The organism is Kitasatospora sp. NPDC040550 (genome assembly GCF_055594965.1).
Window position 1 is genome coordinate 136,535 of sequence record NZ_JBVIWC010000014.1, and the last position, 15,181, is coordinate 151,715.

The following is a 15,181-nucleotide window of genomic DNA, read 5'->3' on the forward strand; positions in this document are numbered from 1 at the left end:
GCACTCCGGACTCGGGCGTCCCCGACTCAGGCGACCCGCAGCGGGAGCACCGGGGCCACCGGCGCGATCGGGGCCGACGTGGCGGCGGCCGACGCGGGCGCGTCCTGGAGCTCCGGGTCGGCGAGGCCGAGCTTCGCGGCCAGCCGGGCGGTCGGGCAGGGCCGGGCGCCGTGCTCGCCGAGCAGGGCCTGGATCCGGCGCACGCAGGACCCGCAGTCCGTGCCGGCCTTGCAGCCCTTGGCTATCTGGCGCGGGGTGTCGGCACCGCCGTCGATCGCCTTCTTCACCTGGTCCTCGGTGACCGCATGGCACATGCACACGTACATCGCGGTCTCTCCCGGGGTGAAGCGCCGGTGGGGCGCGGAGTGGATCTTGACTAAGGGTTGCCTTAGTTCACTAAGCCTCACCTTACCCGGCGATCCGGGTGCGAAAAAGCCCCTCCGGGCTCGGGAATCCCGAATCCGGAGGGGCCTTCGTCACATCCGCCCTGCTCAGGACCTACTGGCCGCGGTACATCTCCGCCACCAGGAACGCCAGGTCCAGCGACTGGCTGCGGTTGAGCCGCGGGTCGCAGGCCGTCTCGTACCGCTGGTGCAGGTCGTCCACCAGCACCTCGTCGCCGCCGCCGACGCACTCGGTGACGTCGTCACCGGTCAGCTCCACGTGGATGCCGCCCGGGTGGGTGCCCAGCGCGCGGTGCACCTCGAAGAAGCCCTTGACCTCGTCCAGGACGTCGTCGAAGCGGCGGGTCTTGTGGCCGCTGGAGGCCTCGAAGGTGTTGCCGTGCATCGGGTCGCAGATCCACACCGGCTTGGCGCCGGAGGCGGTGACCTTCTCCACCAGGGTGGGCAGGTGGTCGCGGACCTTGCCCGCGCCCATCCGGGTGATGAAGGTCAGCCGGCCGGGCTCGCGCTCCGGGTCCAGCTTCTCGATCAGGGTGAGCGCCTCGTCCACCGAGGTGGTCGGGCCGAGCTTGACCCCGATCGGGTTGCGGATCTTGGAGGCGAACTCGATGTGCGCGTGGTCCAGCTGGCGGGTGCGCTCGCCGATCCACACCATGTGGCCGGAGACGTCGTACAGCTCGCCGGTGCGCGAGTCCACGCGGGTCAGCGCGGTCTCGTAGTCGAGGACCAGCGCCTCGTGCGAGGAGAAGAACTCGACGGTCTTGAACTCCTCCGGGGCGACCCCGCAGGCGTTCATGAACGCCAGGGCGTTGTCGATCTCCCGGGCGAGCTGCTCGTAGCGCTGGCCGGCCGGCGAGTTGCGCACGAAGTCCTGGTTCCAGGCGTGCACCTGGCGCAGGTCGGCGTAACCACCGGTGGTGAAGGCGCGCACCAGGTTCAGCGTCGCGGCGGACGCGTTGTACATCCGCTTGAGCCGCTCCGGATCCGGGATCCGGGACTCGGGGGTGAACTCGAAGCCGTTCACCGAGTCACCGCGGTAGACCGGCAGGGTGACGCCGTCGCGGGTCTCGGTCGACTTCGAGCGCGGCTTGGAGTACTGGCCGGCGATGCGGCCGACCTTCACGACCGGCACCGAGGCCGCGTACGTCAGCACGGCGGCCATCTGGAGCAGCGTCTTCAACTTGTTGCGGATGTGCTCCGCCGACACGCCGTCGAAGGCCTCGGCGCAGTCGCCGCCCTGGAGGAGGAAGGCCTCCCCGCGTGCCACGGCGCCGAGCCGGGCGCGCAGCTGGTCGCACTCGCCGGCGAAGACGAGCGGCGGATAGGAGGCGAGCTCAGCAAGGGTCTTGCGCAGAGCCTCTTGGTCCGGCCATTCAGGCTGCTGCGCCGCGGGCAGGGACTGCCACGAGTGGCCAGTCCTCGTTGTCTCAGTCGTTGCGGTCACACGGCAAGGCTACGGGGTGCCGCGAGCGTTCCGTGACCATTGCCCGATGGGTGAGACACGTCCCGGACATCTCGCGTGACCGGACTCACCCGCACGGCCCCGTCCGCTAGGCTCGACCCCATGCACGCGCCCCACAACCACTCCTGGTGGTGGGCCTCCCCCCTGGGTGGCCCACCGATCGCGCGTTCCTAGACGAACACGACGGCCGCCCCTCGGGGCGGCCGTCGTGCGTTTCGAGCAGACGGCCCTCCGGGAGCGGAACCCGCACCGCCCTCGCCATCCACCCCGGAAGGAAGCCGTACTCGTGACCACCCCCGCCGAACTGCTCGCCCGCCTCACCGCCCCCGGCGCCCCCGCCTTCGCCCTGCTGCACCGCCGCACCCCCCGGCACGCCCCGGACACCGTCGAGGTGCTGCTGGGCACCGTCGACAGCTACCCGACCCTGGCCGACCTGCCGGTCCGGTCCGGCATCCCCGCCGCCGGACCGGTCCACGACCTGCTCGCCCTGGTCCCGTACCGGCAGATCCGCGAGCGCGGCTTCGAGGCCCACGACGACGGCACCCCGCTGCAGGCCCTCGCGGTGACCGAGCAGTACGCCCTGCCGCTGGCCGCCTTCACCGCCGCCCTGCCGCAGGAGCCGGTCCGACTGTCCGGCGGCGCCTTCGACGTGGACGACGAGGCGTACGCGGCGATCGTCCGCCGGGTGATCGACGACGAGATCGGCAACGGCGAGGGCGCCAACTTCGTGATCCGGCGCGACTTCCACGCCACCCTGGAGGACTTCGGGCCGGCCCTCGCCCTCTCGCTGTTCCGCCGCCTGCTGGAGCAGGAGCGCGGCGCGTACTGGACCTTCCTGGTGCACACCGGGGAACGCCCTGCCGGAGGCGCGCCGAGTCGCATTCTGGTCGGCGCCTCCCCCGAGGTGCACGTCCGGCAGAGCGGCGGCACCGTCGTGATGAACCCGATCTCCGGCACCTACCGCTACCCGGCCGGCGGCTCCGACCTCGACTCGCTGCTGCGGTTCCTCCACGACCCCAAGGAGCTGGAGGAGCTCACCATGGTGGTCGACGAGGAACTCAAGATGATGTGCACGGTCGGCGACCTCGGCGGGCAGGTGCTCGGCCCCCGGCTCAAGGAGATGTCCCACCTCGCCCACACCGAGTACGAGCTGCGCGGCCGCACCTCGATGGACGTCCGCGAGGTGCTGCGGGAGACGATGTTCGCCGCCACCGTCACCGGCAGCCCGGTGCAGAACGCCACCCGGGTGATCCGCCGCTACGAGCCCACCGGGCGCGGCTACTACTCCGGCGCGCTCGCCCTGATCGGGCGCTCCGCGAGCGGCGGGCAGCTGCTCGACTCGCCGATCTGCATCCGCACCGCCGACATCGACCCGGCCACCGGGCGGCTGGTCGTCCGGGTCGGCGCGACCCTGGTGCGCCACTCCGTCCCCGAGTCCGAGGTCGCCGAGACCCACGCCAAGGCCGCCGGGGTGCTCACCGCGATCGGCGCCCGGCCCGCCCCCGCCCAGCTGCCGCACCCCGGCGGGCCCCGGCTCGCCGACGACCACCGGGTGCAGGCCGCGCTGGACTCCCGCCGGGCCGACCTCGCCCCGTTCTGGCTGCGGATGCAGGCGCCGTCCCGGGTCACCGAGGCCCTGCCGACCCTGGTCGTGGACGGCGAGGACACCTTCACCTCGATGCTCTCCCACCTGCTGACCTCGCTCGGCCACCAGGTCACCGTGGTCCGCTTCGACCGGCCCGGCCTGCGCGAACTGGTCGCGGCGCACCGCGGCCCGCTGGTGCTCGGCCCCGGCCCGGGCGACCCGGCGCTCGCCGACGACCCCAAGATGGCGGTGCTGCGCCCGGTCGTCGCGGACGCCCTGGCCGCCGTCCGCTCCGGCGCCCGGACGGCCCCGCTGCTCGCGGTCTGCCTCAGCCACCAGCTGCTCGCCGCCGAACTCGGGCTCGCGCTGGGCCGCAAGGCCGTCCCGTACCAGGGCGCCCAGGAGCGCATCGACCTGTTCGGCGACAAGCGGACGGTCGGCTTCTACAACACCTTCACCGCGCGCTGCTCGGAGGCCGACGCGGCCCGGCTCGCCACCGAGGGCGTCGAGGTCGCCCGGGACGCCGCCACCGGCGACGTCCACGCGCTGCGCGGCCCAGGCTTCGCGGGCCTGCAGTTCCACCCGGAGTCGGTGCTCACCCGGGACGGCGTGGACATCGTCGCCGCCCTGCTGCGCGAGGCCGCGGCCGTCCGGGGCTGAGCGTTCCCCCGCCCGGTCTTCGAACTCCCGCCCACGGGGCGGGAGTTCGGGGACCGGGCCTACAGCTCCTCGTCCAGTCCCTGCTCGATCGCGTACCGGACCAGCTCCACCCGATTGTGCAGCTGCAGCTTGCCCAGGGTGTTCTGCACGTGGTTCTGCACCGTCCGGTGCGACAGCACCAGCCGGTCGGCGATCTGCCGGTACGACAGGCCCTTGGCCACCAGCCGCAGCACCTCGGTCTCCCGGGCGGTCAGCTGCGGGACGGCCGGCGCCGAGGCCGGGGCGGGCTCGGCGGCCAGCCGGCGGAACTCGCCGAGCACCAGCCCGGCCAGGCCCGGCGTGAACACCGCGTCGCCGACGGCCGTACGGCGCACCGCGTCCAGCAGCTCCTCCCGCCCGGCCGACTTCACCAGGTACCCGGTCGCGCCGGACTTCACCGCCTCCAGCACGTCCTGGTGCTCGCCGCTCGCCGACAGCACCAGCACCCGGACCGCCGGGTCGTGCCCGACCACCTGGCGGCACACCTCGGCACCGGGCAGGCCGGGCAGGTTGAGGTCCAGCACCACCACCTGCGGCGAGCAGGCCCGGGCGCGGCGCACCGCCTCCTCGCCGTCGCCCGCCGTGGCCACCACGTCCAGGCCCGCCTCGGCCAGGTCGCGCGAGACGGCGTCCCGCCACATCGGGTGGTCGTCCACCACCATCACCCGGACCGGCCGGTCGGTGGCCTGCGGCCCGGCGGCCGGCTGGTCGGTCATCGGCTGGTCGGTCATTGTGAGGCCTTCCTCGGAACGCGCAGTTCGACCTCGACGCCCTCCCCGGGCGCCGAGTACAGCTCGGCCGTGCCGCCGAGGTCCAGCACCCGGCCGCGGATGGACTGGGAGACGCCCAGCCGCCCGGCCCGCTCCGCCTCGCCGAGCCGGCCGGGGGCGTAGCCCGGGCCGTCGTCGCGGATGCTGACCGTGACGGCCTCCGGCTCGTCCTCCACCAGGATCCAGGCCCGGGCCGACTCCCCCGCGTGCTTGCGGACGTTGTCGACGGCCGCCCCGACCGCCGCGGCGAGCTCGCCCGCCGCCGGGCCGGGCAGCAGCACCGGGGTGCCGGGGGCCGAGAGCGTGATCCGCTCGTCGGCGTAGCGGCGCAGCAGCACGGTCAGGTCGCCCGGCCCGGCCGGATCGGGCGCTTCGGCCCGGTCCGGCTCGGACAGCCGCTGGGCCGGCAGCGGGCCGCCGGTCATCAGGGCCCGCAGCGCGCGCTCCTGCTCACCGGCGAGGCGGCCCAGCTCGGCGAAGTCGGCACCGTTGACGCTGCCGCCGCTGCGGGCGCCGCCGCCCCCGCCCAGTTCGGCGCCCCGGCGCTGGACCAGGGCGAGCACCTGGAGCACGCCGTCGTGGATGTCCCGGGAGAGCCGCTCGCGCTCCCGGGTGGCCGCCTCGACCTGCAGCGCCCGGGTGAGGGTGGCCTCGCTGGCGCGGGCCAGTTCGATCACGTACCCGATGGCGCAGCCGGCCACCAGCAGCAGCACGATGTTGTGGACGTTGTCGCCGGTCGGGCCGCCGTGGCCGAGGATGTTGGCCACCCCGATCACCGCGCCGGCCGCCGCCGCCGGGCGCCAGCCGCCCTTGGCGGCGAAGCCGAGGACGGTGCCGGCCGCCCAGATGGTCGGCAGGGTGGGCGCGCCGTGGCTGATCCGGGCCGGGGCGTCGGTCATCCCGCTCATCACGATGCCGGTCACGGCCAGGGCGAGGTCGAAGCCGAGGACGTACCAGGTGCAGCGCTGCGGGTTGGCGAAGGCCCGGGTGCTGGCGAGCGTCCAGAGGATCAGCGCGCCGAAGTAGATCCAGCCCGCGACCGGGTGCAGGAAGTGCAGGTACGAGTTGAAGTACCGGAGCAGGGCGTAGCAGAGGGCCAGCACCCGGAAGTACGAGATCGCCTTCCACAGCGGGAGCTCGACGGACATGCCGCCGGCCGCCACCGCGCCGCCCACCGCGGCACCCGTTCTCGCGCCGTCCGCCATCTCCCGGCCCCTCCCCTGGACCCGACCGGGTCGGTCAGGCCGACCCGGTGTCCTTCTGCTCCTGCTGCCCGGCCTTCTCGGCCTCCGCCGCCTTCTCGGCTTCGGCGGCCTCGGCCTTCTCCGCCTTGGCGGCGGCCCGGCGCTCGGCGTCGGCCTTCTTCTTCTCGTCGGCGATCTGCCGCTTGGCGGCGGTCGCGTAGATGTCCACGTACTCCTGGCCGGAGAGCCGCATGATCTCGTACATCACCTCGTCCGTCACCGAACGGAGGATGAAGCGGTCGTTCTCCATGCCGTGGTAGCGGGAGAAGTCCAGCGGGCGGCCGATCCGGATGCCCGGGCGGATGCCGAAGTTGGGCACCACCTGGCCGGGCGGCTGCACCTTCTCGGTGTCGATCATGGCGACCGGGATGACCGGGGCGCCGGTGGCCAGCGCGACCCGGGCCAGACCGCCGACCTTGCCGCGGTACAGCTTGCCGTCGGGCGAGCGGGTGCCCTCGGGGTAGACGCCGAACAGCTCGCCGCGGTCCAGCACCGCGATGGCGCTGCGGATCGCGGCCTCGCCGGCGCCGCGCACGCCCGAGCGGTCCACCGGCAGCTGGCCGACGCCCTTGAAGAAGGCTGCGGTCAACCGGCCCTTGAGGCCCGGGGTGTTGAAGTACTCGGCCTTCGCGATGAAGGTCACCCGGCGCTTGATCAGCGCGGGGAAGAAGAACGAGTCCGAGAAGGAAAGGTGGTTGCTCGCGATGATCGCCGCACCTTCGGTGGGGATGTTCTCCTCACCCTCGATCCACGGCCGGAAGAAGATCCGAAGCAGTGGCGCGACGATCATCTTCATCAGTCGGTAGAACAACCCGGGCCTCCTGTTATGCGGACCGGTCGATCCTAATGCCCCGCGGCCACCCGCCGTGCCCGGGCCCGCCGTAGGGGGTGTACGTCCCCGCGCGGGGCGTGGGACGATGCGGATTCCTGCAGCACCCCTCTCAGCGTCCCCTCCCCCAGCGCCACCCGCCCGCGAAGGAGTCCGCCATGCCGCTGCTGCCCGGTGCCGAACCGTACCGCCACCACGGCGGACCGGTCGGGGTGCTGCTGTGCCACGGCTTCACCGGGTCCCCCCAGTCGCTGCGGCCGTGGGCCGAGGAACTGGCGGCGGCCGGGTTCACCGTCTCGCTCCCGTTGCTGCCGGGGCACGGGACCCGTTGGCAGGACATGCAGGTCACCCGGTGGGAGGACTGGTACGCGACGGTCGAGCGCGAGCTGCTGACCCTCGCCGAGGAGTGCGAGCAGGTCTTCGTCTGCGCGCTGTCGATGGGCGGCGCGCTGGCGCTGCGACTGGCCGCGCTGCACGGCACGACGGTGTCCGGGCTGGTGCTGGTCAACCCGTCGGTGCGCTCGGACAACCCCGCCGGGGTACTGCTGCCGGTGCTGCGGCACCTCGTCCCGAGCATTCCCGGGATCGCCAACGACATCCACAAGCCCGGCGCCCGGGAACTCGGCTACGACCGGACGCCGCTGCACGCCGCGTGGTCGCTGAGCCGGCTGTGGCAGGAGGTCCAGCGGCGGCTGCCCGAGGTGACCCAGCCGGTGCTGCTCTTCCACAGCCCGCAGGACCACGTGGTCTCGCCGGCCAACTCGGACCTGGTGCTGGCCCGGATATCCTCGACGGACGTGACGGAACGGCTGTGCCAGCGCAGTTTCCACGTCGCGACGCTGGACCACGACGCGGCGGAAATATTCGCGGCGAGCCTGGACTTCATCCGACGGCTGGCTCCCGCGCACGCGGCGGGCGCCGACAGGGCCGAATCCGACGATCACCATGGCTGAAGGGCCGGAAGTGCACGAGAGCAGCACGGCGGGTGGCGGGGACGACAAGCCCCGCGAGGACGGCGCGCGGACGGACGGAGCGCGCACCGACGGTGTGCCGAAGGACGCCACCGCCCAGGGGGACACCGCCGGCGGGGGGAACGCCACCGTCCACGGGGACGGCACGGTCCAGAGCGCCGGTGTCCAGGGCGGCCCGGCCGCGGGTGGTACGGAGGCCGACGGCGCCGCGCCGACCGGGCCCGCCGGGGAGGACACCGCGGCAGCGGCGGAGCCCCGCCCGCGCCGCAGCGCCCCCGAGCGCAGCCAGGCCGAGCAGGACGCGATCTTCGCGGCCCTGGTCGCCCAGTTCGACGACCCGGTCGACCTCACCAACCCCAACTGGCCCGAGGTCGAGAACCTCCGGGCGCAGAACGAACTCAAGGGCGGCTACAAGGACGGCTACAAGGACGGCGCCGGCCCCAAGGCCGGCCACGGCGACCCGGACGACCTCTCGGACCTCGCCCCGCAGCCGCGCGCCCGCTCCGGCCGCCCCGTCCTCCCGGCCTCGGCCTCGGGCCCGCGCGACTTCGAGCTGGCCGAGGACACCGACGAGGGCCACTTCGTCCCGCCGGAGCCCCCGCCGCTGCCGGCCGCCGACGCCACCGCCAAGTTCGCCTGGCTGGCCGTGCTCGGTGGCCCGGCCCTCCTGCTGATCGACGCGGTGGTGTGGCGGGAGATCTCCGGCTGGCCCGCCTGGGTCGGGGTCACCGCCTTCCTCGGCGGCTTCGTCACCCTGGTCGCCCGGATGAAGGACCGCGACGAGGACGAGCCGGAGGACCCGGACCACGGCGCCGTCGTCTAGGTGTCGCGGGCCCGGCCGGGTCCGCGACGCCGGAGCGCCGGGGCGGCCCTACGGCGCCGGGAACTCCAGTACGGCCAGCACCGGCAGGTGGTCGGTCGCGGCCCGCAGGTCGGCCCCGGTGACCCCGGGCAGCCCGTGCGGCACCCCGCAGCCGAGGACGGTGATCCCGGGCGTGGCGAAGACGGCGTCGATCCGCTGGTAGGGGTTCTCCGGGACGGACGTGAACTCGCCGCCCCAGGGCGCGGTCGGGTACCCGTCCCACATCCGGGAGGCCAGCAGCTGCCAGCCGGGCCCGTCCGGGTGCTCGTTGAAGTCCCCTGCCACGACGCCGTTTTCGGTGATCGCGAGCTGGTCGAGCAGCAGCTCGAACTGCCCGTACCGCTCCTCCGGGTCCAGGCTGAGGTGGCAGCTGGTGACGGTGAAGGGCGCGCTGCCGGGCAGCCGCAGCAGTGCGGTGGCGAAGCCGCGCGCGTGCAGGCCGCGGGTCTTGGGCAGCAGCCGGTCGTGCACGCCCAGCACCTCGACCGCGCCGGGCCGGCCGAGCAGCAGCGGTCCGGCGGCGGTGCGGCCGCCCCCGGCCAGGACGACCGTCCCGGTGTTCCGGGCCAGCCAGGCGGCCTGGCCCTCCGGGCGCCAGTAGCGCGGTGACTCCTGGACGCAGACCAGGTCGGGCGCGCAGGCCCGGATCACCCGCGCCAGCGCCCGCCGGTCGTCGCGCAGCGAACGGATGTTGTAGCTGAGCAGGCGCAGTCGGCGCGGGCCGCCCGGCGGCGGTTCGACGGGTGCGGCGGTCATGGTCCTCCCCTGGTGCGGTGTCCTGGGAAGGACGGTAGTGCGACGGCGGCGGCGCGTCCGGGATTGGTCGGGGCCCGGTCGCACCGCCGCCGGCGGGTCTGGCGAGGACGTGGCGCGGTCAGGTGCGGGCGAGGTCCGCCGCGCCGACGATGCCGGCCGCGGAGCCCATGGAGGCCAGCACGACCTCGGCGCGGGGGCGGTGCACCCCGCCGGTCAGGTAGTGCTCGAAGGCCTTGGCGACCGGGTCGAGCAGCAGCCGGCCGGAGTCGGAGACGCCGCCGCCGAGCACGAAGACGCCCGGGTCGAACAGCGCGGCGAGGTCGGCCATGCCGCGGCCGAGCCAGTCGGCCAGCTCGGCGTAGCACTCCAGGGCGAGCGGGTCGCCCTCCTCGGCCGCCTCGGTGATGTGGATGCCGCGGATGGTCTCGGCGACGCCGTCGTTGAGGTCCAGCATCCGCTTGCCGCGCACCGGGTCGGCGGCGGCCTTCTCCCGGCCGTAGCGGCGCAGCGCGCGCCCGGAGCCGTACTGCTCCCAGCAGCCCTTGCCGCCGCAGCCGCACTGGAGGCCATCCGGGACCATGTTGAGGTGGCCGATCTCGCCGGCCACGCCGAAGCGGCCGCGGTGCAGCCGCCCGTCGAGCACGATGCCGCCGCCGATGCCGGTGCCGACGGTGATCAGCACCATGTCCTGGTGGTCGGCTGCCGCGCCGAAGCGGAACTCGGCCCAGGCGGCGCAGTTGGCGTCGTTCTCGACCACTGCGGACAGGCCGGTGAGTTCCTCGATCCGGCCGCGCAGCGGCTCGTTCTCCCAGTCGATGTTGGGCGCGAAGATCACCGTGGAGCGGTTGCTGTCGACGAAGCCGGGGGCTCCGACGCCGACGGCGGTGACACCGGGGTGCTGCTCCTTGAGCTCGCGCACGGCCTGCGCGATGGCGTCGACCGCCCACTGGGGGTCGGCCGGGGTGGGCACCCGGGTCCGCGCCAGGATCGCACCCGCCTCGTCGACCACGCCTGCCGCGATCTTGGTCCCGCCGACATCGACGCCGATGGTCAGAGCCATGTGTCCCTCAGCTATTCACTCGTTCCCGCTGGACGGAACGGTACCGCCCAACCCTGCCCCCGTACACAGCCTCGCATACATTATCCGAAGACAATTCTGGGGCAGCCCGGCCGCGATGCTTCAAAAGTCGTATCGAATTTCCTTCTTCGTGACGTATCAGAGCAGCCTGATCACGCTGCGGAATATACGGATTCACTGCTTGGCGGACGGCCCGTCAGCCCCGTCGGCGCCCTCGGTCCGGCCGGGCACGTCGAGGTCGATCTTCTCCACCGGCGCCCCCTCCCCGGCCGTCCAGCGCTGCTCGTGCCCGGCCACCGCGGCGCGGTAGGCGGCCAGCAGCTCGGCACCGGCGGCGGCCAGCCCGGAGCCGGCCGCGGCGAGGTGGGAGTAGATCTCCGGCTGCTGGGTGCGCAGGCGGTCGGCCAGCCCGGAGAGGGTGATCAGGGTGGTGGCGCCGGTCTCCTGCGCCTTCTCGCCGACGGCGGTGGCGAACCGGCGCACCTCGTCCACCAGCGGGCCCAGCTCCGGTCCGAACGGGTGGGACGGCCCGCTCCCCTGCTCCGTGCCGGGCTCGGTACGGTCGTCGGTGCTGGTCATCGCGGGCGCCTCCTCAGCCGTGGCCGCACCCCGCGGCCCCGTTCGGGCCGACGCTACCCGACCGGCCGGGCCCCGAGGAAAGGCCGGAAGGCCCGTCAGCCCTGCGGCCAGAGCGAAGGGTCGGGTGCGAACCGCACCGACAGCACGCCCTCGTGCAGCCCCGCCCCGGCGACCGTGCAGCGGCGCAGCGCGGCGGGCAGCGGGAGCACCCGGCGGTGGGCACCGAGGCCGACCACCAGGTCGTCGCCCCGGCGGACCAGGTCCAGCCCGGAGCGGTCGGCGCCGGGCAGGTCGAGGTGCCAGACCAGCAGGCCGTCCTCGGCGAGCCGGTCCTCGACCGGCCAGGGCCGCGGTTCGAGCCGGTCGGGGCCGGGCCCGTCCCCGTACAGCCGGTCGGCGACGGCCTCCAGGGTGCCCTCGGCCAGGCCGGTGACCAGCACCGGGGCGTCGGTCTCGGCGGCGAGGCGGTCCAGTTCCTCCTGGCGGCGGCGGGCCAGCTCGGCCAGCCAGGGGTCGGGCGAGGCGAGCGCGGCGGGCGGCAGCGCGCCGTGCACCACGACGGCGTCCGGCCGGTGGCCGTACAGCGCGAGCCCGGCCCGGACCCGGCGCAGCTGCTCGTACGGGTGGCCGTCGGCGGAGACGACCAGGCGCACGCTGGTGCCCGGGCCGCTGATCGCGGCGCGGGACTCGGCGAGCACCGCGGCGGCCTTGGTGCGCCCCTCGTACAGCCACTCGGCGGGCATCGGGACGCCGGCCAGCCCGGCCAGCAGCGGGCGCAGCGCGCGGGCGGCCTGCCGCTGCTCGGGGACCAGCCGCTCCAGGTAGCGGGTGAGCTGCTCGGGGAGGGCGAGGGTGGCGATCAGCTCGGCGGGCGCCGGGGCGAGCACCACCAGGACGTCCTGGTCGGCGGCGGGCAGCGCGCGCAGCAGGGCGAGCCGGGCGATGCCGGGGAGGGCGGTCAGCTCCTCGGGGTCGAGCTGTTCGGCGCCGAGCAGGTCGAGGGCGGGCTTGAGCCGGCCGGTGAGCTCGCCGACGGCGTAGCGGAAGGCGGCCTGCTCGTCGATCCGGGAGACCGTCAGGCCCGGCGCGTAGCGGAGCGGTTCCGGCTCCAGCCGGGTGCCGAGCGCGGAGTCCAGGGCGCGGTGCGGGTCGTCGGCGGCCAGCAGCCAGGTGCGGTGGCCGCGCCGGGCGGCGTGCAGCGCGGTGGCGGCGGCCACGGCGGGTGCGCCCGCGTCGCCGCTGACCAGGATGGTGCGTGTCGCCGTCATGCCGTCGGCCCCCGTTCCGCCGTGCCCGGGCCCGTCAGCCCTCGACGCGCTTCTTCAAGCCGGCCAGGGCGCGGTCGATGATGACCTTCTCGGCCTTGCGCTTGATCATGCCGAGCATCGGGATCTTGACGTCCACGGCGAGCTGGTAGGTGGCCTCGGTGCGGCCGCCGGACAGCGGGGCGAGGGTGTAGGAGCCGTCCAGCGAGCGGAGCATCTGGCTGCGGACGAGGGTCCAGCTGACCTCGCGGTCGCCGTCCCAGGTGTAGGCGAGGGTGTGCTCGTCGCGGATGGCGCCGGCGTCGAGCAGCAGCCGGACCTGGGCGGCGCGGCCGTCCTCGCCGCTCTCCAGGACCTCGATCTCCTTGACCTCGCCGGTCCAGGCCGGGTAGGCGGCGAAGTCCGCGATCACGGCCATGACCGCGGCCGGGGTCGCGTCGATGATGATGCTCGACCTGGTGTGCTCCGCCATGGAAAGGCCCTCCGCCTCGTCCTTCTGCCTGCCCGGTCCGGTCGGGGCACGCTCGGCCCGATCCGCCCGGAGCAGGCTATCGCGACCGGCGATCTCCTCGGCGGCACGGGCACCGGCGACGGCGGGCGGGGCTGTCGACGGCGGTCGGGCCGGGGCGGCCCGCGGGACGGCCGCCGGGACGGTCGGCAGGGCATGCTACCGGCCGGTCACCTGTGGGCTGCCGTAGGGTGCCAGTCGAACGACCCGGTCACGGCCTGGTCCGACCCGGCCGGGTGTGACACTTCGAACACCGGGGCCGACCCCCCTGGTCGAAGCTGCCTACCGGGCAGTAACGTCCTGCCGTCCCGCAGCGTCGCGAACGAGGAGCAGTCTTGCTCGACTTCAGCCTTCCGGCCCTCTATCAGGTACCGAGCGGCGGTAACCTCTCCGACCCTGTGCACCGGAACGCCGAGGAGCACCCGGACGTCGCGGTGCTCAGCCGGAAGGTGGACGGCCACTGGCAGGAGTTGACCTCGGTCCAGTTCCTCGCCGAGGTGCACGCCGCCGCGAAGGGCCTGATCGCCGCGGGCATCGAGCCCGGCGACCGGGTGGGCGTCATGTCCCGCACCCGGTACGAGTGGACGCTGCTGGACTTCGCGATCTGGACGGCCGGCGCGATCACCGTGCCGGTCTACGAGACCTCCTCGGCCGAGCAGGTCGAGTGGATCCTCGGCGACTCCGGCGCCGTCGCCCTCGTCACCGAGACCGACCAGCACGTCAAGGTGGTCGCCGAGGTCCGCGACCGGCTGCCGGAGTTGAAGCACACCTGGCAGATCGAGGGCGGCGCGCTCGCCGCGCTCGCCGAGGCCGGCCTGGGCGTTCCGGACGCGACCGTCCAGGAGCGCCGGGCGATCGCCGGCCCCGACGACATCGCCACCATCGTCTACACCTCGGGCACCACCGGCCGTCCGAAGGGCTGCCAGCTGACCCACGGCAACTTCCTCGCCGAGTGCGGCAACGTGGTCGAGCGCCTGGCCCCGCTGTTCCGCACCGGCGAGAGCTCCGTGCTGCTCTTCCTGCCGCTGGCCCACGTGCTCGCCCGGATCGCCGAGATCGCCCCGGTGATGGCCCCGATCAAGCTGGGCCACGTCTCGGACATCAGGGACGTCACCGCCGAGCTGGCGTCGTTCCGGCCGACCCTGATCCTGGGCGTGCCCAGAGTGTTCGAGAAGGTCTACAACACCGCCCGCGCCAAGGCCCAGGCCGACGGCAAGGGCAAGATCTTCGACAAGGCCGCGGAGACCGCGATCGCCTACAGCCGGGCGCTGGACGCCGGCGGCGCGGGCCTGGTGCTGCGGCTCAAGCACGCCGTCTTCGACAAGCTGGTCTACAGCAAGCTGCGGGCCGCCCTCGGCGGCCGCGCCACCCACGCGATCTCCGGCGGCGCCCCGCTCGGCGAGCGGCTCGGCCACTTCTACCGGGGCATCGGCTTCACCGTCCTGGAGGGCTACGGCCTGACCGAGACCTGCGCGGCCACCGCCTTCAACCCGTGGGACAAGCCGAAGATCGGTACGGTCGGCCAGCCCGTCCCCGGCGCCTCGGTCCGGATCGCCGAGGACGGCGAGGTCTACTTCAAGGGCCCGCACGTCTTCACCGGCTACTGGAACAACCCGCAGGCCACCGCCGACACCCTCAAGGACGGCTGGATCGCCACCGGCGACCTCGGCGCACTGGACTCCGAGGGCTACCTGACCATCACCGGCCGCAAGAAGGAGATCATCGTCACCGCGGGCGGCAAGAACGTCGCCCCCGCCGTGATCGAGGACCGCATCCGGGCCCACGCCCTGGTCGGCGAGGTCATGGTGGTCGGCGACCGCAAGCCCTTCATCGCCTGCCTGATCACCGTCGACCCGGACTTCTTCCCGAAGTGGAAGGAGCTCAACGGCAAGCCCGCCACCGCCACCGTCGCCGAGCTCGCCGAGGACCCGGACCTGCTGGCCGCCCTGCAGTCCGCCGTGGACGACGGCAACGCGGCCGTCTCGCACGCCGAGGCGGTCAAGAAGTTCCGCCTGCTGGACACCGAGTTCTCCGAGGAGAGCGGCCACCTGACGCCCTCGCTCAAGCTCAAGCGCAACGTGGTGCTCAAGGACTACGCCGCCGAGATCGAGGCGCTGTACCGGAAGTAGGGCCGCAGCGGCGGCAGGACGGTACGCCGAAGGGCCCCGG

14 protein-coding genes are annotated in these 15,181 nt (G+C 73.8%); 4 read left to right on the forward strand and 10 right to left on the reverse strand.

The features are described from left to right. Positions 1 to 26: 26 nt before the first annotated feature. Positions 27 to 326, reverse strand: coding sequence for a (2Fe-2S)-binding protein (locus ACZ58X_RS21745; RefSeq protein ID WP_470335251.1), 300 nt, complete (start codon positions 324 to 326; stop codon positions 27 to 29). Between the two features lie 172 nt (positions 327 to 498). Then, entirely contained in the window at positions 499 to 1,848 is a 1,350-nt protein-coding gene (locus ACZ58X_RS21750; RefSeq protein ID WP_375893264.1) for a class II 3-deoxy-7-phosphoheptulonate synthase, read from the reverse strand. Positions 1,849 to 2,152: 304 nt separating this feature from the next. Between ACZ58X_RS21750 and ACZ58X_RS21755 the strand changes: the two genes are divergently transcribed. Further along, complete coding sequence (locus tag ACZ58X_RS21755; protein WP_470335252.1) at positions 2,153 to 4,111, forward strand: anthranilate synthase family protein; 1,959 nt, start codon at positions 2,153 to 2,155, stop codon at positions 4,109 to 4,111. Positions 4,112 to 4,170: 59 nt separating this feature from the next. Here ACZ58X_RS21755 and ACZ58X_RS21760 read toward each other — a convergent pair whose 3' ends face one another. From ACZ58X_RS21760 to ACZ58X_RS21770, 3 genes are read right to left on the reverse strand one after another with little or no spacing between them, the layout of a single operon-like run. After that, a complete protein-coding gene (locus ACZ58X_RS21760; protein ID WP_360227845.1) occupies positions 4,171 to 4,881 on the reverse strand; it encodes a response regulator transcription factor in 711 nt (236 codons plus the stop codon). Next, positions 4,878 to 6,125, reverse strand: coding sequence for a MacS family sensor histidine kinase (gene macS / locus ACZ58X_RS21765; RefSeq protein ID WP_470335253.1), 1,248 nt, complete (start codon positions 6,123 to 6,125; stop codon positions 4,878 to 4,880). Before macS ends, ACZ58X_RS21760 begins: the two co-directional genes overlap by 4 nt. Before the next feature lie 34 nt (positions 6,126 to 6,159). After that, complete coding sequence (locus ACZ58X_RS21770; RefSeq protein WP_470335254.1) at positions 6,160 to 6,975, reverse strand: lysophospholipid acyltransferase family protein; 816 nt, start codon at positions 6,973 to 6,975, stop codon at positions 6,160 to 6,162. Between the two features lie 176 nt (positions 6,976 to 7,151). On the opposite strand from ACZ58X_RS21770, the gene ACZ58X_RS21775 reads away from it, so the two are divergent. Continuing rightward, entirely contained in the window at positions 7,152 to 7,946 is a 795-nt protein-coding gene (locus tag ACZ58X_RS21775; protein WP_470335255.1) for an alpha/beta hydrolase, read from the forward strand. A gap of 10 nt (positions 7,947 to 7,956) precedes the next feature. After that, the gene (locus ACZ58X_RS21780; protein ID WP_470335256.1) at positions 7,957 to 8,787 is read left to right on the forward strand and encodes a hypothetical protein; all 831 of its coding nucleotides are present in this window, start codon (positions 7,957 to 7,959) and stop codon (positions 8,785 to 8,787) included. A gap of 48 nt (positions 8,788 to 8,835) precedes the next feature. Here the strand turns inward: ACZ58X_RS21780 and ACZ58X_RS21785 are convergent, their stop codons facing one another. From ACZ58X_RS21785 to ACZ58X_RS21805, 5 genes are all read right to left on the reverse strand, one after another. Further along, positions 8,836 to 9,582, reverse strand: a complete 747-nt coding sequence (locus tag ACZ58X_RS21785; RefSeq protein WP_470335257.1) for an endonuclease/exonuclease/phosphatase family protein — start codon at positions 9,580 to 9,582, stop codon at positions 8,836 to 8,838. 118 nt (positions 9,583 to 9,700) lie between these two features. Beyond that, a complete protein-coding gene (locus tag ACZ58X_RS21790; RefSeq protein WP_360227862.1) occupies positions 9,701 to 10,642 on the reverse strand; it encodes an ROK family glucokinase in 942 nt (313 codons plus the stop codon). Between the two features lie 192 nt (positions 10,643 to 10,834). Further along, positions 10,835 to 11,239, reverse strand: coding sequence for a DUF5304 family protein (locus tag ACZ58X_RS21795; RefSeq protein ID WP_470335258.1), 405 nt, complete (start codon positions 11,237 to 11,239; stop codon positions 10,835 to 10,837). A gap of 95 nt (positions 11,240 to 11,334) precedes the next feature. Then, positions 11,335 to 12,507, reverse strand: coding sequence for an ArsA family ATPase (locus ACZ58X_RS21800; protein WP_470335259.1), 1,173 nt, complete (start codon positions 12,505 to 12,507; stop codon positions 11,335 to 11,337). A gap of 34 nt (positions 12,508 to 12,541) precedes the next feature. Then, a complete protein-coding gene (locus tag ACZ58X_RS21805; protein WP_360227871.1) occupies positions 12,542 to 12,976 on the reverse strand; it encodes an SRPBCC family protein in 435 nt (144 codons plus the stop codon). Positions 12,977 to 13,347: 371 nt separating this feature from the next. On the opposite strand from ACZ58X_RS21805, the gene ACZ58X_RS21810 reads away from it, so the two are divergent. Then, positions 13,348 to 15,141: an AMP-dependent synthetase/ligase gene (locus ACZ58X_RS21810; protein WP_470335260.1), complete on the forward strand. Its 1,794-nt coding sequence runs from the start codon at positions 13,348 to 13,350 to the stop codon at positions 15,139 to 15,141. The last annotated feature ends 40 nt before the right edge of the window (positions 15,142 to 15,181 follow it).